Consider the following 23,156-nt stretch of genomic DNA (forward strand, 5'->3'; position numbering starts at 1 on the left):
GGGCCTACCTCGCAGCTCAAGGAGATTTCATGGGCTATAAAGTTGTTGTCGTCGGCGCCACCGGTACGGTCGGGCGCGAACTATTGACCATTCTCGACGAGCGCAAATTCCCGATCGACGAGATCGCCGCGGTGGCCTCGAGCCGCTCGGCGGGCGACCGCATCGAGTTCGGTGAGAGCGGCAAGGAGTTGAAGGTCCGCAATATCGAGCATTTCGATTTTGCCGGATGGGACATGGCCTTGTTCGCGGCAGGCTCCGCCGTGTCCAAGCAATATGCCGAAAAGGCTGCGAAAGCAGGCTGCACCGTCATCGACAATTCATCGCTCTTCCGGATGGATCCCGACGTGCCGCTCGTGGTGCCCGAGGTAAACCCCGATGCGATTGACGGCTACAAGGCGAAGAATATCATCGCCAATCCCAACTGTTCGACCGCGCAGATGGTGGTGGCGCTAAAGCCGCTGCACGATGCCGCGAAGATCAAGCGTGTGGTGGTGTCGACCTACCAGTCGGTCTCTGGCGCAGGCCGCGCCGCAATGGACGAATTGTTCGCGCAGAGCCGCGACATTTTTGTCGGCGATCCCGCCGAACCGCAGGTTTTCACCAAGCAGATCGCCTTCAACGTCATCCCGCACATTGACGATTTTCTCGAAGACGGCACCACCAAGGAAGAATGGAAGATGGTCGCCGAGACCAAGAAGATCCTCGATCCCAAGGTGAAGGTCACCGCGACCTGCGTACGCGTGCCTGTGTTCGTAGGTCATTCCGAAGCCGTGAACGTCGAATTCCACGATGAAATCTCTGCCAAGGAGGCGCGCAAGATCCTGCGCGAGAGCCCGGGCATCATGCTGGTCGATAAGCGCGAAGATGGCGGCTACGTCACGCCGGTCGAATGCGTCGGCGATTATGCCACCTTCATCAGCCGCCTGCGCGAAGATCCCACGGTCGATAGCGGGCTGAGTTTCTGGTGCGTGTCCGATAACCTCAGGAAGGGCGCCGCGCTGAATGCGGTCCAGATCGCCGAGCTGCTCGGTCGCAAGCACCTACAAAAGGCTTGATATAGCGCAAGATTGCCATAGGCTCGTTCTCCGATAAGGGGAAACGCCGCCATGCTCCAAGCCGATCTGTTCTGGTCCTTCCGGAGCCCGTACAGTTATCTGGCGACCAAGCGCTACCGGCAGCTTCACAACAATTTCAACGTCGAAATTAAGTTTCGCCCGGTATTGCCGCTCGCGGTTCGCGACCCTGAATTCTTCGAGAACCGGGACCCCAACTGGATACGCTATACGATCCTCGATGTCGGGCGGCTTGCGGCGTATCTCGATTTACCGTTCGGGATGCCCGATCCCGACCCGATCGTACAGGATCTCGAAACCCGCGAAATCGCCGAGGATCAGCCGCACATCTTCCGACTGACGCGGCTCGGGCAGGCGGCGGCGCGCAAGGGAAAGGGGCTGGCTTTCGCCGATGAAGTCGGTCGCCTGATCTGGAGCGGCGCCAAGGGATGGAATGAAGGCGATCACCTGGCGCAGGCATCGGCCCGCGCGAACGTCGACCTTGCTACGATTGAGCGTGAGGTGGCGGGCGATACCAGGATGATCGACGCCGAGATCGAAGCCAATGCTGCAGCGCTCGAGGCGGCGGGACATTGGAGCGTGCCGACGCTGGTGTTCGATGGTGAGCCATTCTTCGGCCAGGATCGCATTGATGTCGCGATCTGGCGAATGGAGCAGGCGGGGCTACGCGAAGCTTAGCCGGGGCTCGACCATTTTCGATACAGGCTTTCGCGCACGAAACGCAGCTTCATGTGGTTTTCCTCGGCTATCTTGTCGCCTTCGAGCGCGGCAATCTCGCCCAGCTCGAACAACATGTGACGCTGGAACGGGTCGGAGACGCGGCTCTCGATAAAGGTGATCGCAACCAGCCGCTCGCCCTTGGTGACTTCGGTCACCTCATGCAGCGCGTTCGACGGATAGACGATGGCTTCCCCGGGCTGGAGCTTGAACTCCATCGATCCTTCGCCAAGCCAGACCTTGAGCGCGCCGCCTTCATATTCCGCCGGGTCATTCAAAAACACCGTGCAGGACAGGTCCGAGCGCACCGTGCCCTTGGGCAGCTGAATATAGGCGGCATCGCCATGCACCCCGTATTTCATCCCTGGCTCGTATCTGGTGAGCAACGGCGGCGCCATCGCCGTCGGGAAGGCGAACTCGTGGAATTCGGGCGATTGCAGCATCGCATTGCGCACGATTTCCGAGGACTTCTGATAGGCCTGCGGGTCGTGCAGCTGCATGTTCTGCTTGGCCGTGTTGGCGGGATTGGAAATCCGCCCATCGACGAATTGGGTCGATGCAGCGATCTGCTTGAGCTGATCGATCTGCGCAGGCTCGAGAAGTTTGAGTATCCGATACATGGCGAACTCTCTTGCCGAGGCCGAGGCCGCCATGCAAGGCACCCCGCATGAACGAAACCCATCACTGGACCGCATCGGACGGTGTCACGCTCGCGTACCACGAAACCGGGAAGGGCGATCCGGTCGTCCTGCTCCACGGCCTGTTTTCCAACGCCGATACCAACTGGATCAAATACGGTCATGCCGCCACGATCGCGGACGCAGGTTTCCGCGTCATCATGCCGGACCTGCGCGCGCACGGTCACAGCGCGGCACCGCGCGATGCCGCGTCATACCCGCACGGTATCCTCGCGCGCGATCTGGAAGAGCTTATCGGCCATCTCGGACTGCTCCCTGGTGAATATGACCTCGGCGGCTTTTCGCTAGGGGCGCGGACGACGGTAAATGCGGTGGGGCAGGGGCTGCGCCCGCGCCGCGCCGTTCTCGCCGGCATGGGCCTGTCGGGACTGACAGGATGGGAAAAGCGTCAGCAATTCTTCCTCGGTGCGGTCGAACGCTATGATATTGCCAAGCGCGGCGACCCGGACTTCATGGCCGTCAGTTTCATGAAGACAATGAAAATCGACCGCGAGGCGGCCCGGCATATGTTGCCCAGCTTCACCGACGCCAAGGCGCAATGGCTCGATGCCTTTACGATGCCAACTGGCGTCGTGTGCGGGGTGGACGATCGCGACAACGGCGATCCTCAGGCCCTTATCGATGCCCTGCCCGATGCCGAATTGTTCGAAATTCCAGGCTCGCATATGAGCTCCGTCACGAAGAAGGAATTGGGTCAGGCAATCGCCGATTTCCTGTCAGATCCTTCTTGATTTTGAACGAACAAGCGTTTCATTTGCCGTTAAGTCGTATTTGCTTAGAGGTGCCTCCCATGAAAAATCTGAAGATTTCCGCATCGCTTGCGGCGCTGGCCATTGCCACGCCGTTCACGGTAGCATTCGCTGCCGCTCACCCCGATACCGAAATGGAAGCGGGTCTCGAACACCCGCTGACGCCCGCGGGGGCGAAGGCCTATGTCGAAGCGGTCGAGGCCGAGGCATTCGAATTCGCCGACATCGCCGGCCGCGCTTACTGGGTCAATTCGACCTATATCAACGAAGATACCGATAAGCTGGCCGCCTATTTCGGCACGATCGCCACCGAAAAGGGCGTCGAATATGCCACCAAAGCTGCTGCCTACGCAGCGGTCAAAGGGCTCGACTATGACACCGCGCGCAAGCTCAACATCATGCGCGGCGGCCTCACGCTGGCGGCACCGACGACCGAGGGCGCAGCGGCCGAGCTCAACACCATCGCCACCGATCTCAATTCGCAATATGGCCGCGGCAAGGCGGAACTGAACGGCGAGGAAGTGCCGGGCAACGATGCCGAAGCGATGATGGGCACCAACCGCAACCCCGAAGAACTCGCCCAGCTGTGGGCCAGCTGGCATGACAATGTCGGCGCGCCGATGAAGGATGATTATGCGCGCCTGGTCGAAATCGCCAACGAAGGCGCGCGCGAGCTTGGCTTTGCCGACACCGGCGCGATGTGGCGCTCTGGCTATGACATGACGCCTGAAGAATTCAGCGCGATGTATGATCGCCTGTGGGGCGAAGTGAAGCCGCTCTACGAAGACCTGCACTGCTATGTCCGTAGCGGCATTTCCGATTATTACGGCGACGAGATCCAGCCCGATGACGGCTATATCCGCGCCGACCTGCTCGGCAACATGTGGGCACAGGGATGGGGCAACGTCTATCCGCTCGTCGCGCCCGAAGGCGCTGGCGATATCGGCTACGATCTGACCGATCTCCTCGTTTCGAACAATGTCGATGCCGAAGGTATCGCGCGTATTTCCGAGCGCTTCTACACCTCGCTCGGGCTCGACCCACTGCCCGAAAGCTTCTGGACCAAATCGCAGATCGTGCGTCCGGAAGGCCGTGAGGTCGTCTGCCACGCTTCGGCCTGGAATATCGACAATGTCGACGACCTTCGCATCAAGATGTGCACCAAGGTGAATGCCGACGACTTCGTCACGATGCACCACGAACTCGGGCACAATTATTACCAACGCGCCTACAACCAGAAGAGTTATTTCTACCTCAACGGCGCCAATGACGGCTTCCACGAAGCCATCGGCGATTTCATCGCGCTGTCGGTGACGCCCGAATATCTCGTGCAGATCGGTCTGCTCGATGCCGACAAGGTGCCGAGCGCCGACAAGGATATCGGCCTGCTGCTCAACCAGGCGATGGACAAGGTCGCCTTCCTCCCCTTCGGCCTGCTGGTCGACAAGTGGCGCTGGGGTGTCTTCGACGGGTCGATCACGCCCGACGAATATAACGACGCGTGGGTTTCGCTGAAGCAGCAGTACCAGGGCGTGACGCCGCCGGTCGATCGTCCCGCCGACGCGTTCGATCCGGGTGCGAAGTATCACATCCCGGGCAACACGCCCTATGCGCGTTATTTCCTCGCGCACATCCTTCAGTTCCAGTTCTACAAGGCTGCTTGCGAGACCGCGGGCTGGGATGGCCCGCTGCATCGCTGCAGCTTCTACGGCAACGAGGAAGTGGGGACCAAGCTCAACAACATGCTCGAAATGGGCGCGTCCAAGCCGTGGCCCGATGCGCTCGAAGCCTTCACTGGCACGCGCGAGATGTCGGCCGATGCGATGGTCGAATATTTCGCCCCGCTTCAGGCGTGGCTCAAAGAGCAGAACGAGGGCAAGAACTGCACTTGGCCGGGGGCGTAAGACTCAACTGCCACCAAACAAAAAAAAGGGCTCCCGGCGACGGGAGCCCTTCTTCGTTATCGGTGGTCTCGCTTAGTAGGCGACCGAACCCGACTTGATTTCCTTCTGGTTGAGCTTGCTGACCGCCTCGTCGTTCATCTCGCTCACTTCGCTGGCAATTTCTTCGTTCGTCGAAGCATGGCCGGTTGCGGTACCGATCTTGCCCTTGCGGTTGAGAAGAAACGCGCCGCCGGCCGCTGCAGCAACAACACCGGCACCGATTGCGGCGCTGGTCTTGGGATTGTCGCGGATGGTGCGATAGCTCTTGCCGAAGACGTCGTCGCGCTGCTCCAGGCTGGACTGGGCCTGCTTGATCTTGCCCTGCTGCGTCTCGTCGATCTGTTTCGTCATTTTATGTCTCCCTCGGAATTACTTGCTATTCAATCAACGAAGGATGCGGCACTTGGTGCCATGACTGATCGCGCGCCGGTCACGTTTCGACGAAGACTAGAGCTGCTGGAGCATCGTTTCGGCGCCTGACACCGAATAATCGCCGGGCGCTTCGACGTTGAGTTCGGTCACGACGCCGTCATCGACGATCATCGAATAACGCTGCGAACGCTGACCCATCCCGAAGCCCGAGGCATCCATCGTAAGACCCAGCGCTTCGGCAAAGGCACCGTTGCCATCAGCAAGCATTTCGATGTCCTCGCTGCCTTGCGACTTGTTCCAGGCGTTCATCACGAAAGCATCGTTGACGCTGGTCCCGACGATCTTGTCGACACCCTTTCTCTTCAGTTCGTCGGCCTTTTCGACGTAGCTCGGCAAATGGCGCGCTGAACAGGTCGGCGTGAAGGCGCCCGGGACCGCGAACAGCGCCACCTTCTTCCCGGCGAAATATTCGCCGCTTTGCACCGGCACGGGGCCGTCATCGGTTGCCAGCGTCAGCTGCACGTCGGGAAGTTTGTCGCCAACCTTGATCGTCATCTTGTATCTCCTTTAGGTGTGGCTGCCAGATAGGAACCTCATGTCAGCGCAACAAGGCTTGCGGGCGCTTGTTCCGCCCTCCACTGTGAGGTTATGGACGCGCCTCCGTATCTAACCGGCCAGTACCTGCTCGCCATGCCCGGCATGGGAGACCCGCGCTTTGCGCAGGCCGTCATCGTGATGGCGGCGCACGACGAAGACGGTGCGTTGGGGATCGGGGTAGGATCGCTGCGCGGCGGTTTGCGTCTCAAGGACTTGCTGCGCCAGTTGAAGATCAGTGCGCCCGATTGTCCCGACGTCCCGATCCACCATGGCGGTCCGGTCGAGCCGGGCAGGGGGTTCGTTCTTCATTCGACCGATTGGTCGGGACAGGACACGGTGCAAATCTCGCAGTTGTGCAATCTCACCGGAACGCTCGATATCCTCAAGGCGATCGCGCACAACGAAGGGCCCAGCAAATATGTCGTTTCGTTGGGCTATGCTGGCTGGTCCGAAGGCCAGCTCGATGAGGAAATGACGCGCCACGGTTGGTTTGCCGCGCCAAGTGACGACAGCATCCTTTTCGACACGCCGACCAGCGATCGCTGGGCCGCGGCCTATCGGTCGCAAGGCATCGATCCGGCACTGCTGGTAGGCCAGACCGGCGCCGCCTGACACGCCGATTGCAACACGGCGCGCCCTGCGCTAGGGCGCGCGGCGAACAATCATCCCCCCAGTGGAGAAGCTTACGTGACTGATTATATCGTCAAGGACATCGCGCTCGCCGATTATGGGCGCAAGGAAATCGAAATCGCGGAAACCGAAATGCCCGGCCTGATGGCGCTGCGCGAGGAATATGGCGACAAGCAGCCCTTGAAGGGCGCGCGGATCACCGGCTCGCTCCACATGACGATCCAGACCGCGGTCCTCATCGAAACGCTGCGCGATTTGGGCGCCGACGTGCGTTGGACGACCTGCAACATCTACTCGACGCAGGACCATGCCGCGGCCGCGATCGCCGACCAGGGCATCCCCGTCTTTGCCGTCAAGGGCGAGACGCTCGAGGAATATTGGGACTATGTCGGCCGCACCTTCGACTGGGGCGACGAGACCTGCAACATGATCCTCGACGATGGCGGTGATGCGACCATGTTCGCGCTGTGGGGCGCGCGTATCGAAGCGGGCGAGGAAATGCCTGCCCCGACCAACGAAGAAGAGCGCGAATTCCATAAGGCGCTGATGGCTTTCATCGAGAAGAAGCCGGGCTACCTCACCGAAACCGTCAAGAACGTGAAGGGCGTCTCGGAAGAGACCACGACGGGCGTCAACCGCCTCTACCAGCTCGCCAAGAAGGGCCTGCTTCCGTTCCCCGCGATCAACGTCAATGACAGCGTCACCAAGTCGAAATTCGACAACAAGTATGGCTGCAAGGAAAGCCTCGTCGACGGCATTCGCCGCGGCACCGACGTGATGATGGCCGGCAAGGTCGCGCTCGTCGCTGGCTACGGTGACGTCGGCAAGGGTTCGGCAGCCTCGCTCGCCGGTGCCGGCGCGCGCGTAATGGTCACCGAAATCGATCCGATCTGCGCGCTGCAGGCGGCGATGGACGGTTTTGAAGTCGTGACGATGGAAGAGGGCGTGAAGCGCGCCGATATCTTCGTCACCACCACGGGCAACAAGGACGTCATCACCGTCGATCACATGCGCGAGATGAAGGACATGGCGATCGTCGGCAATATCGGCCACTTCGATAACGAGATCCAGGTCGAGGCGCTTGAGAACTTCAAGTGGACCGAGATCAAGCCGCAGGTCGACATGATCGAATTCCCCGATGGCAAGCGCATCCTGCTGCTGTCGAAGGGTCGCCTGTTGAACCTCGGCAACGCGACGGGTCACCCAAGCTTCGTGATGAGCGCCAGTTTCACCAACCAGGTGTTGGCGCAGATCGAACTCTACCAGCGCGGCGACCAGTATGAGAATGACGTGCACGTCTTGCCCAAGCACCTCGACGAAAAGGTCGCCGAACTGCACCTCGCCAAGCTGAACGTCCAGCTGTCGAAACTGTCGGAAGAACAGGCCGATTATATCGGTGTCGACCAGGCCGGTCCGTACAAGCCGGAGCACTACCGCTACTAGGTCTCGACCTTCGAAATCTTGCGGCCAGCGGTCCTCATATGGATCGCTGGCCGTTTTGATTCCGTGGTTCACCGGCACGACGAGGATTGATCCATATTAATCTGACAAAAAATTGTTTTCGTTGAGACAGTTGTGCCGACTGTTGCAGCGATGCGACACCTCGCGTTCATTTGACGTTCAAATCACGCTCGACCGTTCCAATTTGCGCCTCGCCCTCTATGCATGGCTCCCGGGAATAGGTTTTCCATTACTCAAAGGGCTCATTTTATGCGCATTACTCATGTGAAAGCGCTGTCCGGTACGTCGTTAGCGGCGGTCGGCCTTGCGTTGTTTAGCACGCCTGCCATGGCGCAGGATGTCGATTGTGACACGATTGAAGATCTCGAAGCTCGCGCCGAGTGCGAAGCTGCTACCGACGAGACGCCGCTCGAAGACACCGGTCCGGCCGCTGTCGTCGAACAGTCGAGCGGGCAGGACATCGTCATTACCGGTTCGCGTATCCGTCGCGATAACTTCTCGTCGCCCGATCCGATCCTCGTGATCGATCCCGGCCAGTCGCTGGTCGAAGGTGACATCGAAACCGCCGAAATCCTGCAGCAGTCGCCGCTCGCCGCCGGCTCGACGCAGATCACTTCGGCGCTGTCGTCGAACTTCGTCACCAACGGTGGCCCGGGCGCGCAGACGCTATCGCTGCGCGGCATCGGTGCCCAGCGTACGCTGATCCTGCTCAACGGCCGTCGTGCCGGTCCGGCCGGTACGCGTGGTGCCGTTAGCTCGTTCGACCTTAACGTCATTCCGTCGGCCGCCATCGGTTCGGTCGAAATTCTCAAGACCGGCGCGTCGTCGGTGTACGGTTCGGACGCCATCGCCGGCGTTGTGAACCTCATCACCAACACCGAATTCGACGGTCTCGACCTTCGTGCCTTCACCTCGCTCACGCAGGAAGGTGGCGGTGACACGTACAACGTCTCGGCCCTCTACGGTAAGACGTTCGACCGCGGTCACTTCCAGGTTGGCGCCGACTACTTCAAGCGCGACGCGCTGCGCCGTGCCGATCGCCAGTTCCTTGAGTGCTCGGAAGACTATCTCTTCACCGAGCCGAACCAGCAGGGCCAGCGTGCCGATCTCATCGATCCGCGCTCGGGTCAGCCGACCTGCGGCAACACCTTCGGTCCGCTGATTCGCGTGATCGATTTCCCGTTCCTGTTCGGTTTTGAAGGCTCGACGCCTTATTACGATCCGGCCAGCGCCGATATTCAGTACAACGATGCGGGCGACCGCTTCGACGAGTTCCTGAATCCGGTTGGAAACGAAGCGCCGAACTTCTACGAAATCAACCTGTTCGGTCGTACCAACGCCGAAAATCCGACGTACATCTACAACTCGGAAGCGTTGATCAACGACAAGTCGACGGACTCGCTGCAGGCGACGGTATTCCCGGATACCGAGCGCTACACGCTGTTCGCCGACGGTGCCTATGAAGTCGCCGATGGCGTCGAGTTCTTCGTCGAAGGTCTCTACAACAACCGTAAGACCGCCAACGTTTCGGAACGTCAGCTGTTCTTCGGTCAGTATGGTGCGGACGCCTTTATCACGCCGCTGCTCTTCGGTGCGGCGCCGCAGGGTGACCCCGTGACCTCGCTGCGCGGCGACGTCTACTACCTGCCCGTCGTGGCCATTCTTTGGGGCCAGGAGCAGGAAGTCGACTATTATCGCGGCGTCGGTGGCGTGCGCGGTAACTTTGCCGACATGGGTGCCACGGGTTGGCTCGAAAACGCCTACTACGAAGGTTACTTCCAGTATTCGAAGTCGGAAGGTCGTTACGAATTCGACCAGATCGCCCAGGATGCTGTCGACATCTTCGAAGAGCGCCAGGAGGCTTGCGCCCCCGGCCAGGTTTCGAGCTACTTCGGCAATCCTTGCGTCGACATCGACTTTGCCAGCCCGCGTATTCTGAACGGCGAATTCACGCCTGAAGAAGAGCAGCTGCTTTTCTGGGTTGCTACCGGTCAGACCGATTACACCCAGAAGACGGCCGAATTCATCTTCGGTAACGAGCTGTTCAACCTGCCGGGTGGTCCGGTCGCCTTCGTTCTCGGTGCGCATTATCGCGAAGACGAGATCGATGACGTTCCCGATCAGGCAACCGTCGACGGCCAGGGCTGGGGCTTCACTTCGTCCACGCGGACGGCCGGTAAACTGCAGAGCTACGAGCTCTTCGGTGAGACTGAACTGCCGCTGATCGCTGGTGAGCCGGGCTTTGAAGAGCTGACACTGTCGGCTGCGGCCCGCGTGACCTGGAACGAAGCGACCCGTATCGATGGCGTGAGCTATTCGGAAGACGGCAACTGGACGTACAAGCTGGGTGCGAACTACGCCCCGGTCGACTTCCTGCGCTTCCGCGGCAGCTACGGCACGTCCTATCGTGCGCCGTCGCTGTTCGAATTCTTCCTTGGTGACCAGTCGGGCTTCGGTTTCCCGGCCGATCCTTGCGAAGATTACGGCAACCCGGACACCAATCCGACTGTCGCCCAGCGTTGCGCGAACGAAGGTATCGATCCGAACTTCGTGTATCAGACGTCGGCCGAGATCTTCTCGACCGGTGGTATCGAACTGGGTCTGGAATCGGAAACCTCGACGGCTTGGTCGCTCAGCGCGATCTTCCAGCCGAACGGTTGGTTCTGGGACGGCTTCGACATGAGTGTCGCGGTCGACTACATCAACATCGAAGTCGAGAACCAGATCGACCAGCTCGGTGCCGCGTTCATCGTTGGCCAGTGCTACAATCCGGAACTGCCCGAAGGTAACGTGTTCTGCTCCGCTTTCACGCGTGAGCCGAGCAACCTCGATCCTTCGCAGCTGGGTCAGCTGGAATTTGTCGACAACCCGTACGTGAACATCGCGTCCCAGCGTAACGAAGCGCTCGATCTTACCGGTCGTTTCAGCCAGGATCTCGGTGATCTTGGTACGCTTACCGGTCTTGCCCAGATGACGTGGCAGCTCAACGACGAGCTCGAAATCATCGAAGGCAACATCATCGACAACAACGGTGAAGTGGGTGATCCGCACTGGGTCGGCGACTTCAACCTGGCCTGGGCGCTTGACGGCATTGCCGTCAACTGGGGCATCGACGTGATCGGTGGCACCAACGACGAGCAGGATGTCCTCGATGCATTCGGTGACATCTGCCCGTTCAGCAACCTGCGCCAGACGGCGGTGTGCCCGGTCTACGACCTCGCGGAACGCTTCTACCACAGCGTTTCGGTCCAGGTTGATGCGACCGAAAACATCCAGATTACCGCTGGTATGTCGAACATCTTCAACACCGACCCGCCGCGCGTGTCGGGTGCCTTCAGCGTCATCGGCGCCTTCGGTCTCGCACCGACGGTCGGCACCTACTACGACTATCTGGGTCGTCGTATGTTCATCCAGGCGCGCCTGCGCTTCTAATCCGGACATACGGAATGAAAATTGGGCGGGGAGCTTCGGCTTCCCGCCCTTTTTCTTTGGGGTAAGCCTGCTAAGACTATTCGGGTCCTGCATCGGAAAACGGACTTGATGACGCTTTCTTCCACTTTGGTCGCTGCCCTGATTGTCATCGTCGCACTATGGCTGGTGCTGGCGGCGGCGTTGCTGATCATTTCCGGTCGGCGACTGCGCCGGGCCAACGCGGTGATCGGATCGGCGCGCTCGCTGGCAAGCTTTCTCGCCGCCGCGCCCGCGCGCCCGGTGCTCTTGCATAGCGATGACCGCATCGAGACTGACGAGGCGTTGGTGCAGGCGCTCGGGCTCGAGCGCTCACCCGAAACGCTGTCGGCCCTCGGCGAAGCAACTGATGTCGATCCCGATGAGATGGCTGAACTGCGCGAGGCGATCGAAGCTGCGCGGCTGTCCGGGGAAACGCTGGAATACCAACTGCACGTCCCCAGCGCCGATCGTGTGTTCGAAGTACGCGGCGCGCCCGCGCGCGATGAGGGCGCGATGCTGTTGTGGCTGTTTGACATGACCCGCGCAGAAGACCAGCGCCTGCGCTTGGCGCGGCGACTGCAGCAAACCGAAGGGGCGCTCGACAGCCTTACCCAGCTGATCGAAAATGCGCCCTTTCCGATGTGGTACCGCAAGCCGGACCTGTCGCTTGGCCTCGTCAATTCGGCATTTGTCGCTGCCGTCGAAGGGTCGGATGCTGCCGACGTCATCGCGCGCGGCAGCGAGCTTATCGATGTCACCGGTGATGACGGCGCTCACGCCGGCGCGCTTCGTGCGCTCGAAACCGGGCGGCCTGTGTCCCGCACGCGCCCTGCGACCATCGATGGCGAGCGGCGGATGTTGCGGGTCGTCGACGTGCCCCTGGCCGGCGGAGCCGTCGCCGGGTTTGCGCTCGACATCCAGGACTTGGAAAATGCGCGCATCGAACTGGCGCGCCACGTCCAGTCGCAGCGCGACCTTGCCGATCGCATGACGGCGGGAGCGGTGCAGTTCGATGCCGACCGCAAACTCGATTTCTACAACCAGCCTTTCATCGTGATGTCGCGGCTCGAACCCGAGTTCCTCGATGATCGTCCCGAATTCGACCGCCTGATCGAAGCCATGCGCGAACAGGGGCGGATCCCTGAAGTCCGCGATTTTCCGGAATGGAAAAGCGAGCGTGGCCAATGGTTTATCTCCGCCGATGAAGTCATTGAGGAAGACTGGATCGTCGCCAACGGCGACCATTTGCGGGTGGTCGGCCAGCCGCTGCCCGATGGCGGCCTGCGGCTCATCTTCGAAGACCGGACCGAACAGGTGCGGCTCGCATCGGCGCGCGACACGTTGTTGCGAGTGCGAGCGGCCACCTTCGACAATCTCTTTGAAGCTGTCGCGGTCTTTGCGTCCGACGGGCGTCTCTATTTGTGGAATCGTCGTTTCTGCGACGTCTGGGGTTTCGAGGAAGAGTGGCTGTCCGAGCACCCGCGCGTCGATGAACTTGTTCCCATACTCGCCAAATCGCTCGTCAACCCGGCAGCAACGGCACAGATGCGCGAGATGGTCCGATCCACCACAAGCGGGCGGCAGACCGGCTCGGGGCGTCTCGCCTTCAGCGATGGCCGCAATTTCGATTTCGCTGCGGTGCCGCTGCCTGACGGAAACGCGCTCTTCACGATGGTCGATATTACAGACAGCACGCGCATCGAAGCGGCGCTTCGCGAACGTGCCGAGGCGTTGGAAGAGGCCGACAAGGTCAAGACCGACTTCGTCGAAAACATGTCGTACGAACTGCGCACGCCGCTAACATCGATCGGCGGTTTCGCCGAAATGCTTGAGCAGGGCTATGCCGGCAAGCTTGAACCCGCCGCGAAAGAATATGTCGATGCCATTATCACATCGGTCGAACGACTGTCCCGCCTGATCGACAATGTCCTCGATCTGACCCGCACCGAAGAGGGTGCATTGGCGATCGAACAGGAGAGGGTGGACCTCGCCGGATTAGTCCGCAACGCCGCCAAGGCAATCGAGGATAGGTCGAAGGAAAAAGACCAGTCTGTAGAGCTGGATATTGCCGATAGTTGTGGTCATGTCTTAGGCGATGCGCGCCGCCTTCGTGAAGCTTTCGAACATGTCCTTCGCAACGCTGCAGACTATGGGGGTGAAGGCGGAAAAATCCTCATCAAGGCCGGCGGGAACGAGGGGCAGGCGATCGTGACCATTACCGATGATGGCCCGGGCATACCCGCTGACCAGCAGGAAGCCGTGTTCGAACGTTTTCACAAGACGCACGGTCGCCGCGGTGAAAGCGCTCTCGGGCTCGGCCTGCCACTGACCCGGCAGATCGTCCAGGCGCACGGCGGCAATGTCGAACTCGTATCGGCCGAAGGCGAGGGCACATCGGTCACGCTCGTCATCCCGCGCCAGTCATGATCCTTAAGGACGAACAGGATGCTGCCGCCGTGGGCGCCAAGCTCGCGGCGAAATTGAAGGGCGGCGACATCGTAACGCTCGAAGGGCCGCTCGGCGTGGGAAAGACGACGCTGGTTCGCGCGATTCTCCAGGCTCTCGGCCACGATGGCGAAGTGCCGAGCCCCAGTTTCGCGCTGGTCCAGCCCTACGACCGGCTCAATCCACCCGTCCTCCATGCCGACCTTTATCGGCTTGAGGATCCCAATGAACTGCTCGAGATCGGCCTCGATGAAGACCCACGCGCAATCCAGCTGATCGAGTGGCCCGATCGCGCCGGGGAGGGTGTTTTTGCGCGCGCGCTTGCGCTTCGTCTTGCCTTTGAGCCGGATGGGGAGACTCGCCGCTTGACTTGGTCGGTGCCGCTGTCATGGGAAGGGCGATGGCCATGACCCCGCCCGCAACTGCGCCCGACTTTCTGGCCCGTCATGGATGGGACGGCGCCGCCATCTTGCCGCTGGCCGGTGATGCCAGTTTCCGGCGCTATTTCAGGGTTCGTCATGATACGCATGGCGATGCCGTGCTGATGGACGCGCCGCCCGCGCACGAAGACGTCCGACCCTTCATTGCCATCGCCGAACATCTCGACGAAAACGGCCTGCGCGCGCCGCGCATCCTGGCGCGTGATCTCGACGAGGGGCTGTTGTTGCTCGAAGATTTCGGCAATGACCGCGTCGGCCCTGCGCTGGCGCAGGGAAAGGCCGATGAGCGCGCAACATACAAGGCTGCGATCGACTCCCTGATCGAACTGCACAAGGCGCCGTTGCCGCGCGAAATCGCGCCCTATTCGGAAGAGGCGCTGACCCGCGAGGTCGCGCTGTTCCCGGACTGGTATGCGCCGGCCACCCAGCTGCCGCCATTCGACCCCGACACCTACTATGATGCCTGGCAACGTGCCTGGCCGGGCCTGCTCGAGCGTACAGAAGCCAATCCCGTGCTAACCTTGCGCGACTATCACGCCGACAACCTGATGATCCTCGAAGAAGGAGGGCTCGGCCTGCTCGATTTCCAGGATGCCTTGGCGGGGCACCCGGCATACGATCTGGTGTCGCTGCTGCAGGATGCGCGCCGCGACGTGTCACCAGCGCTTGAACGCGAGATGCTCGACTATTTCATGGATCGCAGCGAAGTCGAAAATCCTGCCACCTTCGAGGCGGATTACCAGCTGCTCGGCGCCCAGCGGAACGTCAAGATCCTCGGCATCTTCACGCGTCTCTGGAAGCGCGACGGCAAGCCGCATTATCTTGACCTGCAGCCCCGCGTCTGGGGACTGGTCGAGCGTAACTTCGCCCATCCCGCAACCAAGCCCGTGGCCGACTGGTTTGCCGCGCATGTTCCTGCGGAAAAGCGCGCCAGTTTCTGGGAGCAAGCCCGATGAAGAAGGCCGCGTTGTCGCTGCGCCCCAATATCGATTGCGAAGTGCCTTCGACGGCGATGGTCATGGCCGCCGGACTGGGCAAGCGCATGCGCCCGCTTACCGCTACGCGCCCCAAACCGCTGATTGAATTGGCTGGCAAGCCGATGATCGACCACGTCTTCGACCATCTGAAAGATGCCGGCGTCAAAAAGGCGGTGGTCAACGTCCACTATCTCGCCGATGCGATGGAAGGGCATCTGCAGACGATCGACGGTATCGAGATCGCGGTGTCGGACGAACGTGAAGAATTGCTCGAGACCGGCGGCGGTATCGTGCACGCGATGGAGCATATCGACAGCGATCCCTTCATCTCCTGTAACAGCGACAATTTCTGGGTCGACGGACCCACCAACAGCCTCAAAATCCTCGCCAGCCACTGGGACGATGCGAAAATGGATGCGCTGTTGTTGCTGGTGCCGCATGCGCGCAGCTTCAATCACAGGGGCCGCGGCGATTTTCACATGGACCGGCAGGGCCGCATCACCCGGCGCGGACGCACCAAGATCGCGCCTTACGTGTTCACCGGTATCCAGATGTTGTCGAAGCGCCTGTTCACCGATGTGCCCGACGGTCGTTTCTCGACCAACATATTGTGGGATCGCGCGATCGAAGCGGGTCGTTGCTACGGCGTATCGCACCCAGGCTTGTGGTTTGACGTCGGCTATCCCCATGCCATCCAGGAGACGGAGCTAGCCCTGGAGGATGGCTAAGGTCGCCTCGATCCCGGCGCATCGTAGTTTCGCCGATGCGTTATCGACTGGGCTGCTGCGTACGTACGGAGCGGACGGCCTAGCGCGGGGGCGCATCCTGCTTCCGACTAATCGCGCGGTCCGTACGCTCACCGAAGCCTTTGTGCGTCTGTCGGGTGGGGGCCTGTTGCTGCCGCGCCTCATCCCCATCGGCGATCCGGAGCTGGGCGATCGCATCGGTGCCGCGCTCGACCACGCCGACAGCGCGTTGCCCCCGGCGATCCCGGCGCTCGAACGCCAGCTTAAGCTGGCCTCCATGCTTGCCGAAGGAGGCCGCAGCGCCGCCGAGGCCTTGCGTCTTGCAGCCGACCTTGGCCGAACGCTCGACACCCTCGAAGTCGAGCAGGTCGAGCCCGCGGCGCTTCGTGCGCTCGCCTCGGACAGCGGCGAACTCGCCGCGCATTGGGAGCGCATGCTGGGCGAATTGTCGTTGCTTTTTACGCGCTGGCCCGAGGCGCTTGCAGAAGACGGCCTTGTCGATCTTGCGCGTCGCCGCAACCTTCTTCTTGGCCAGCTTGAGCGCCGCTGGAAGGATGATCCACCGCCAGGTTTCACCATTGCCGCCGGTATCACTACCACCGCGCCCGCGGTCGCTGGCCTGCTGCGGCGCATTTCGCGCCTGCCGGGAGGGCAGGTGGTTCTCCCAGCGCTGGCGATGCAGAAAGAGATGCCGGACGCGGAGTGGGACGCGCTGATTCCGGAGGAGGGAGCGCCAGAAGTCACGCATCCGCAATATCACCTTCGCCTGCTGCTCGACCGCATGGGCGTATCGCGCGCCGAGGTGGAGACGTGGGGAGCAGGTGGCCGCGGGGCCGCGCGCGCCGAACGTGGCCGCGCCGCTGCCAATGCCATGGCGAGCGCGCGGTTTTCGGACAAATGGAACCGCCTCGATCCGCCTGAACGCCGCGTTTCGGGGGTGCGCGCGATGGAGCTTCCCGATCCCGCCAGCGAGGCCATGGCGATCGCCATCGCGCTGCGTGAGGCGATCGAGGAAGACGGCGCCACCGCGGCGCTGGTGACGCCCGATCGCGCCTTGGCGGGCCGAACGGCGGCGATCCTTCGCCGCTGGGGTATCGAAGCCGACGATTCTGCCGGGCGTCCGCTGCTGCAATCGCCGCCCGGATCATTGCTTGCCGCGATGATCGAGGCACTTGCCGACCAGTTTGCGCCGGTGCCGCTGCTCGCGCTCCTCAAGCATCCGCTGGTCGGCGGGGAAGGGGAAGCGCGCGGGGAATGGCTTGCTGCAGTCCGCCGCCTCGATATCGCGTTACGTGGGCCGCGCCCGGAAGAAGGCATTAAGGGTATCGACCGTCATATCGCGCGCCTGCAGCGCGGGCGTGAAGAGGCAGAAGCGGCATGGACAACCATCCGCCCGCTGCTTGATCCCCTCGATGCGGCTTTCGCGTCGGTCAAGACGCTTGCCGACCTGATGGCAGCGATGCGCGAAGGGGCGCAAATCCTCGCTGCGGATCGGGTCTGGAAAGGGACAGCAGGTCGCCAGGCTGCCGAGTTGATCGCCCGGGTCGAGACCGCGCCCCAGGCTGCAACGCTCGTGCTCGAGCGCACCGAGTGGCCGACAGTGCTTGGCGAACTATTCGATGGCGAAACGGTCCGGCCCAGTTATGGCGGCCACCCGCGGATCCAGATCCTCGGCCTGCTCGAAGCGCGGCTTCAGCAAAGCGACCTCATGATCATGGGCGGGTTGAACGAGGGAAGCTGGCCGCCAACGCCATCGCCCGATCCCTGGCTGGCACCGCGCCTGCGCCGCGATCTCGGGCTGCCGCCGCTCGATTATCGTATCGGGCTTGCCGCGCACGACTTCATGAGCGCATTGGGCGCGCCGCGTGTCCTTATCAGCCGCGCCTTGCGCGACGGGCGGGCGCCGACCGTTGCGTCGCGCTTCTGGCTGCGTCTGGAAGCAATGACCGACGGCATAACCCGCGAAACGCGGATCCCCGCGCTTGCCGCCATGATTGACAAGGGCGCACCGAAGCCGCCCTTCGCGCGCCCGGCACCGGCACCGCCGGCAGCCGATCGTCCCGGCACGATCTATGTCACCGATGTCGATCGCCTGAAGGCCGATCCATTCGCCTATTACGCCAAGTCCATGCTCCGCTTGCGCCCGCTCGACCCCGTCGATGCGGAACATCATGCCGCTTGGAAGGGGAGCGCGGTGCACGATGTGCTGGAGGCATGGTTCAAGCAAGACAACTGCGATCCTGCGACCTTGCGCCACCGTGCCGAGACAATGGTCAGCGACGATGCCATTCACCCGATGCTTCGCGCGCTGTGGCGTCCGCGACTGTTGGAAGCGATCGATTGGATTGCCGAACGAACCGCGGCTGACCAGCGGGCTGGGCGCACCCCGATCGCGGCCGAAGCCCAGGGCAGCGTTGATCTTGCTGGGGTGAGGTTGAAGGGCATCGCGGATCGCATCGATCGCAGCGACGACGGGCTCGTCATCCTCGACTACAAGACGGGCAAGCCTCCGACGTTCGACGCGGTAAATTCCGGATATCGGCTCCAGCTAACGCTTCTCGGTGTGATCGCCGAGGACGGCGGGTTCGGCACGGAAATGAAATCGATTGCCGGACTGGAATATTGGTCGTTGGCCAAGAACAAGGAAGGCGGGCAGGGCTATCGTCAACCCGCAAGCCGTCAGCCAATCGATGACCTTCTTCAAAGGACGCGGGATATTTTCAGAGCGCTTGCCGCAGGCTTCCTGACGGGCAGCGAGCCTTTCAAGGCCCTCGTGCACCCCGAATTCGCCCCATACGGCGATTACGACCAACTCATGCGCCGCGACGAATGGTACGGGCGCGAATGAGAACGCTAGTCGTCCTTCTTCTTGCCCTTGCGATTGGCATAAAGCAGCGCCGCGACGATCGCAGCCGAGCCGATGCCCACGGCCACGCCCGCCGTCTTGATCGCCTTGCCCCGGTCCTTGGATTCATTGTCAGGCGTGTCGGTCATGATGCTCTTTCAATCGGTGAGGGGATGCGCAGCGCTCTAAGCGCTGCTGCGCTGCATTCCAAGAGGGCTTTTGCATGAGCAGGAACCAACTTTTCCCGTTGGAGGGCAATCAGGAGAAAGCGGCCAACCCCGCTGCGCACGCATCGCTCTCGGCCTCGGCCGGCACGGGCAAGACGCATGTCCTGACGAGCCGCGTGCTGCGCCTGCTTCTCCAGGGTGTCGCGCCCGAATCCATCCTCTGCCTGACCTTCACGAAGGCGGCGGCGGCCGAAATGGAAAACCGCATCATGGCGCGGCTGGCCAGCTGGGTGCGGATGAAGGATGACAGGCTGTCAGGCGATCTTCGCGCACTCGATGAGCTCGACAGTCCCGAGCATCGCGAGGCGGCGCGGCGTCTGTTTGCCCGCGTGCTCGATGCGAGCGGCGGGATGCGGATCCAGACCATTCACAGTTTCTGCCAGCGCCTGCTTGCCGCCTTTCCCGCAGAAGCCGACGTGCCGCCCGGGGTCGAGCCGCTCGAGGAGCGCGCTGCGGACCGTCTTGCCAGGGAAACGCTCGCTGCCTTGGCCAGCGCTGCCGAAGAGGGTGGTGATCGAGCCTTCCTGCAGGACCTTTCAACGCTGTCGTCTCGCCTCGGTGAAGGCGGTGCACTCGACTATCTGATGCGCTGCGCCGATCACAGCGCCAGTCTCGCCAAGCTGCCGCCCGATCCGCAAATTGGATCCATACTGCGCGCAATCATCAATCTGCCCGAGGGCGACGCCGACACCATCCTTGCAGAAAAGCTGGCGACCATCGACGAATTGCTCTTCGAGCGTCTGATCGCCGCCAATCGCGCCGCGGCGTCGGCGAAGACCGCGGCCGCCATCCTCGACCGGCTTGAAGCCTTCAAGCGAGGCGATGTCGAGACACGGATATCGCTGCTTCCGGCACTGGCTGATGGCATACTGCGCAAAGAGGATCGTGAGCCGTGTAAGCCGTTGAAGGGGCACCTCACGGCTGATCCCGATTATCCGATGCATGTCGAACGCTTTGCCCAATGGTGGAAAGCACTGGCGGCCATTCCGCACATGGTCACGCTGGTGGACGCGCAGGCCGCTGGCCTTCGCGCCGGTGCGCGCTTCGCCAAGGCCTATGCCGATGCCAAACGCGCTGCCGGGGCGGCGGATTTCGGCGACCTCATTACCTGGTCGCGGCGTCTGCTCGCGCAGCCCGATATCGGTGCCTGGGTGCGCTACAAGCTCGATCAGCGGACCGATCATATCCTTGTCGACGAAGCGCAGGACACGAACGCCGCGCAGTGGGACATCATCACCGCGATGGCTGATGAATATTTCGATGGAGGCGAGGGCTTTCGCACCCTTTTCATGGTCGGCGACTTCAAGCAGGCGATCTACGGGTTCCAAGGCAGCCGCCCGCAGGAATTCGTCGATCAACGCAATCGTTACAAAGGCTTGGCGCAGGGACTGGAGAGCGCATGGAAAGAGGCAGGCGAGGGTGTTCCCCCGCGCAATTTCCGCGATCTCGACATCACGCGCAGCTTCCGCTCGGCCCAACCCATCCTCGATGTCGTCAACCGTTTCATCGAGACCAAGGGATACGACGCGCTCGGCCTGGACAGGAAACCACCCGACCACGTTGCCGCCAAGAATCTGCGCGGCCGTGTTGAGCTATGGCCCGCTTTCCAGCTGGGCGAATATGACGAAGATGAAGGCGAAGAAGGCTGGCTTCCTGACCGCGACCGCCTTTACGCGCGCCATCTCGCGCAGCAAGTGGCCAAGCTTACCGAAGAGGGTACGCCGCCCGGCGACATCCTCATTCTCCTGCGCTCGCGCCAACTCGCCCCGTTGATCGTCGCGCGGCTTTATGAGGAAAAGGTGCCGGTTGCCGGTGTCGACCGCCTGCTATTGTCGGAGCCGCTGGCGGTGCGCGACCTTGTCGCGACGCTGCGTTTTGCGACGCAGCCGCTCGACGAATTGAACCTGGCCTGCTTGCTCGTTTCTCCGCTGATCGGATGGGATCACGACCAGCTCCATACGCTCGCATTCCAGCGTCGGGGCAGCCTGTGGGACGCGCTCCGCGCCCGCCGCGATGAAAGCGAGCATTTCGCCGAAGCGCATCGTATCTTGTCGCGCCTGCTTTCCATGGCCGATTTCGAGACGCCTGCGCGCTTCCTCGAGGATGTGCTCTCCGGGCCGATCGAGGGACGCCGCAAGCTGACGGGACGGCTCGGTGACGAGGCGCTGGACCCGATCGACGAACTCATGCTTTCCGCGATCGAGTTCGAACGCAGCGAAGGCGGCGGCCTCGATGTCTTCCTCGACTGGCTCGAGCGCGGCGAAATGATCGTCAAGCGCGAGGCTGGGGAGGCGGGCGGTGCCGTGCGGGTCATGACGGTGCACGGCGCCAAGGGGCTCGAAGCGCCAGTCGTCATCCTTGCCGATGCCACGGTTAACCCCAAGCAGCTCGGCGGCCCAGAAAGCCAGCTCATCTTTCCGCTGCCCGATACCGGCCCACTGCCGCTCATCCGCCCGCGCAAGCCCGAGCGGGTCGCGCCCTACGACGACATCATGGCGCTGATGGAAGAAGCCGACCTGCAGGAACATTGGCGCCTTCTCTACGTCGCGCTTACCCGGGCGGCCGAACGATTGATCGTCACCGGCACCTTTCCCGCAAGAGGGAAAGAGCTTCCCGCCGATTGCTGGTGGAACGCGGTCGAGCGCGCACTGCAGGCGCAGGATGCTGCAATGATCGATGCGCCGTGGGGCGGGAAAGGGCTGGCTCACGAAGGCGGAAGCGGCCGGCGTGGGCGCAAGGCCGATATGACGCCGCCGCCCGCACTTGATCGGCCCGCCTGGCTCGATGAGCAAGCCCCGCAGGAAGCGCGCCCGCCGCGCCCCTTAAGCCCTTCGGCGCTCGACGTCGACGAGGACGTCGCCTACCCGCCGCCAGGCCCCGCGCAGCAGGAAGCAGCGCGGCGTGGCAGCCTGCTTCACAGCCTGTTCGAGCGCCTGCCGGGTGTTGCGCCCGATCGGCGCCGCGACGTGGCCGATCAATGGCTCGAACGGAGCGCGGGCATCAGCGATGCGGCCAGTCGCGCCGATCTCATGGACGCTGCGCTGCGGATCATCGACGATCCCGCGTTCGCTGACTTGTTCGGCACCGAAGCCTTGGCCGAGGCGCCCATTGCCGCCACGCTTCCGGACGGCCGCGTCATCGCCGGGACGGTCGATCGACTGCTGGTGCGAGCGGAAAGCGTCGACATTGTCGATTTCAAAACTGGGCGCCTCGTCCCCGAGCACGTTGACCAGATCCCTCCGGCCCACCAAAAGCAGATGGAGGCCTACGCAGCGGCGCTCCGCGTCATCTTCCCGGGCCGCACGATCAGCGCGTCGCTTCTCTATACCGCAGGACCCCGGATGATCGCACTCGACGCTTGAGAATTGGACCCTGCATCCCATATCCCACTGCGAGAGCTTATTTAGGAGATTGATTTCATGGCCACCACCGCCGTCACCGACGCCAGCTTCCAGTCGGACGTACTCGAAGCGGACAAGCCCGTGCTCGTGGACTTCTGGGCAGAATGGTGCGGCCCGTGCCGCATGATCGCGCCTGCGCTCGAAGAAATTGCCGCCGAAATGGGCGACAAGCTTACCGTCGCCAAGGTTAATATCGACGAGAACCCCGAAGCGCCCGGCAAATATGGTGTCCGCGGCATCCCGACGATGCTGTTGTTCAAGGGCGGCGAAGTGGTCGCGCAAAAGGTCGGCGCGGCGCCCAAAAGCCAAATCCAGCAGTGGGTTGAGGGCGCGCTCTAATTCGGCCAATTCGATTGACGAAAGGCGGGGCGCTTCCTACATCGCG

The 23,156-nt window shown here is 62.1% G+C and carries 18 protein-coding genes; 14 read left to right on the plus strand and 4 right to left on the minus strand.

What is annotated here, in order from left to right; all coding sequences use genetic code 11:
• The first annotated feature begins 29 nt into the window (after positions 1-29).
• Together NUX07_RS06545 and NUX07_RS06550 are read left to right on the plus strand one after the other, a co-directional pair.
• Entirely contained in the window at positions 30-1,055 is a 1,026-nt protein-coding gene (locus NUX07_RS06545; protein ID WP_265529773.1) for an aspartate-semialdehyde dehydrogenase, read from the plus strand.
• Between the two features lie 51 nt (positions 1,056-1,106).
• On the plus strand, positions 1,107-1,751 hold the full coding sequence (locus NUX07_RS06550; protein WP_265529774.1) for a 2-hydroxychromene-2-carboxylate isomerase: 645 nt from the start codon (positions 1,107-1,109) through the stop codon (positions 1,749-1,751).
• Here NUX07_RS06550 and NUX07_RS06555 read toward each other — a convergent pair.
• Positions 1,748-2,410, minus strand: a complete 663-nt coding sequence (locus NUX07_RS06555; RefSeq protein WP_265529775.1) for a Fe2+-dependent dioxygenase — start codon at positions 2,408-2,410, stop codon at positions 1,748-1,750. The genes NUX07_RS06550 and NUX07_RS06555 overlap by 4 nt on opposite strands.
• 47 nt (positions 2,411-2,457) lie before the next feature.
• On the opposite strand from NUX07_RS06555, the gene NUX07_RS06560 reads away from it, so the two are divergent.
• On the plus strand, positions 2,458-3,219 hold the full coding sequence (locus tag NUX07_RS06560; protein WP_265529776.1) for an alpha/beta fold hydrolase: 762 nt from the start codon (positions 2,458-2,460) through the stop codon (positions 3,217-3,219).
• Between the two features lie 59 nt (positions 3,220-3,278).
• Positions 3,279-5,141, plus strand: coding sequence for a M2 family metallopeptidase (locus NUX07_RS06565; RefSeq protein ID WP_265529777.1), 1,863 nt, complete (start codon positions 3,279-3,281; stop codon positions 5,139-5,141).
• 72 nt (positions 5,142-5,213) lie between these two features.
• On the opposite strand, the gene NUX07_RS06570 is transcribed toward NUX07_RS06565, so the two are convergent.
• On the minus strand, positions 5,214-5,531 hold the full coding sequence (locus NUX07_RS06570; RefSeq protein ID WP_265529778.1) for a hypothetical protein: 318 nt from the start codon (positions 5,529-5,531) through the stop codon (positions 5,214-5,216).
• A gap of 96 nt (positions 5,532-5,627) precedes the next feature.
• Positions 5,628-6,107, minus strand: coding sequence for a peroxiredoxin (locus NUX07_RS06575; protein ID WP_265529779.1), 480 nt, complete (start codon positions 6,105-6,107; stop codon positions 5,628-5,630).
• Positions 6,108-6,200: 93 nt separating this feature from the next.
• Between NUX07_RS06575 and NUX07_RS06580 the strand changes: the two genes are divergently transcribed.
• From NUX07_RS06580 to addB, 8 genes are all read left to right on the plus strand, one after another.
• Positions 6,201-6,761, plus strand: coding sequence for a YqgE/AlgH family protein (locus tag NUX07_RS06580; protein WP_265529780.1), 561 nt, complete (start codon positions 6,201-6,203; stop codon positions 6,759-6,761).
• 75 nt (positions 6,762-6,836) lie between these two features.
• On the plus strand, positions 6,837-8,222 hold the full coding sequence (gene ahcY, locus NUX07_RS06585; protein ID WP_265529781.1) for an adenosylhomocysteinase: 1,386 nt from the start codon (positions 6,837-6,839) through the stop codon (positions 8,220-8,222).
• Positions 8,223-8,489: 267 nt separating this feature from the next.
• A complete protein-coding gene (locus NUX07_RS06590; protein WP_265529782.1) occupies positions 8,490-11,672 on the plus strand; it encodes a TonB-dependent receptor domain-containing protein in 3,183 nt (1,060 codons plus the stop codon).
• 108 nt (positions 11,673-11,780) lie between these two features.
• On the plus strand, positions 11,781-14,117 hold the full coding sequence (locus NUX07_RS06595; protein ID WP_265529783.1) for a sensor histidine kinase: 2,337 nt from the start codon (positions 11,781-11,783) through the stop codon (positions 14,115-14,117).
• Positions 14,114-14,545, plus strand: a complete 432-nt coding sequence (gene tsaE / locus NUX07_RS06600) for a tRNA (adenosine(37)-N6)-threonylcarbamoyltransferase complex ATPase subunit type 1 TsaE (protein ID WP_265529784.1) — start codon at positions 14,114-14,116, stop codon at positions 14,543-14,545. Before NUX07_RS06595 ends, tsaE begins: the two co-directional genes overlap by 4 nt.
• Positions 14,542-15,531, plus strand: a complete 990-nt coding sequence (locus NUX07_RS06605) for an aminoglycoside phosphotransferase family protein (RefSeq protein WP_265530766.1) — start codon at positions 14,542-14,544, stop codon at positions 15,529-15,531. The genes tsaE and NUX07_RS06605 overlap by 4 nt, the downstream gene beginning before the upstream one ends.
• On the plus strand, positions 15,528-16,280 hold the full coding sequence (locus NUX07_RS06610) for a nucleotidyltransferase family protein (RefSeq protein WP_265529785.1): 753 nt from the start codon (positions 15,528-15,530) through the stop codon (positions 16,278-16,280). Before NUX07_RS06605 ends, NUX07_RS06610 begins: the two co-directional genes overlap by 4 nt.
• Positions 16,273-19,146, plus strand: coding sequence for a double-strand break repair protein AddB (addB, locus tag NUX07_RS06615; protein ID WP_265529786.1), 2,874 nt, complete (start codon positions 16,273-16,275; stop codon positions 19,144-19,146). Before NUX07_RS06610 ends, addB begins: the two co-directional genes overlap by 8 nt.
• A 5-nt stretch (positions 19,147-19,151) precedes the next feature.
• Here the strand turns inward: addB and NUX07_RS06620 are convergent, their stop codons facing one another.
• The gene (locus NUX07_RS06620; RefSeq protein ID WP_265529787.1) at positions 19,152-19,292 is read right to left on the minus strand and encodes an isopropylmalate isomerase; all 141 of its coding nucleotides are present in this window, start codon (positions 19,290-19,292) and stop codon (positions 19,152-19,154) included.
• 74 nt (positions 19,293-19,366) lie between these two features.
• Between NUX07_RS06620 and addA the strand changes: the two genes are divergently transcribed.
• Together addA and trxA are read left to right on the plus strand one after the other, a co-directional pair.
• Entirely contained in the window at positions 19,367-22,732 is a 3,366-nt protein-coding gene (gene addA / locus NUX07_RS06625) for a double-strand break repair helicase AddA (protein WP_265529788.1), read from the plus strand.
• A gap of 57 nt (positions 22,733-22,789) precedes the next feature.
• Positions 22,790-23,110: a thioredoxin TrxA gene (gene trxA / locus NUX07_RS06630; RefSeq protein WP_265529789.1), complete on the plus strand. Its 321-nt coding sequence runs from the start codon at positions 22,790-22,792 to the stop codon at positions 23,108-23,110.
• The last annotated feature ends 46 nt before the right edge of the window (positions 23,111-23,156 follow it).

It is taken from the genome of Sphingomicrobium marinum (assembly GCF_026157105.1).
Classification (GTDB): domain Bacteria; phylum Pseudomonadota; class Alphaproteobacteria; order Sphingomonadales; family Sphingomonadaceae; genus Sphingomicrobium; species Sphingomicrobium marinum.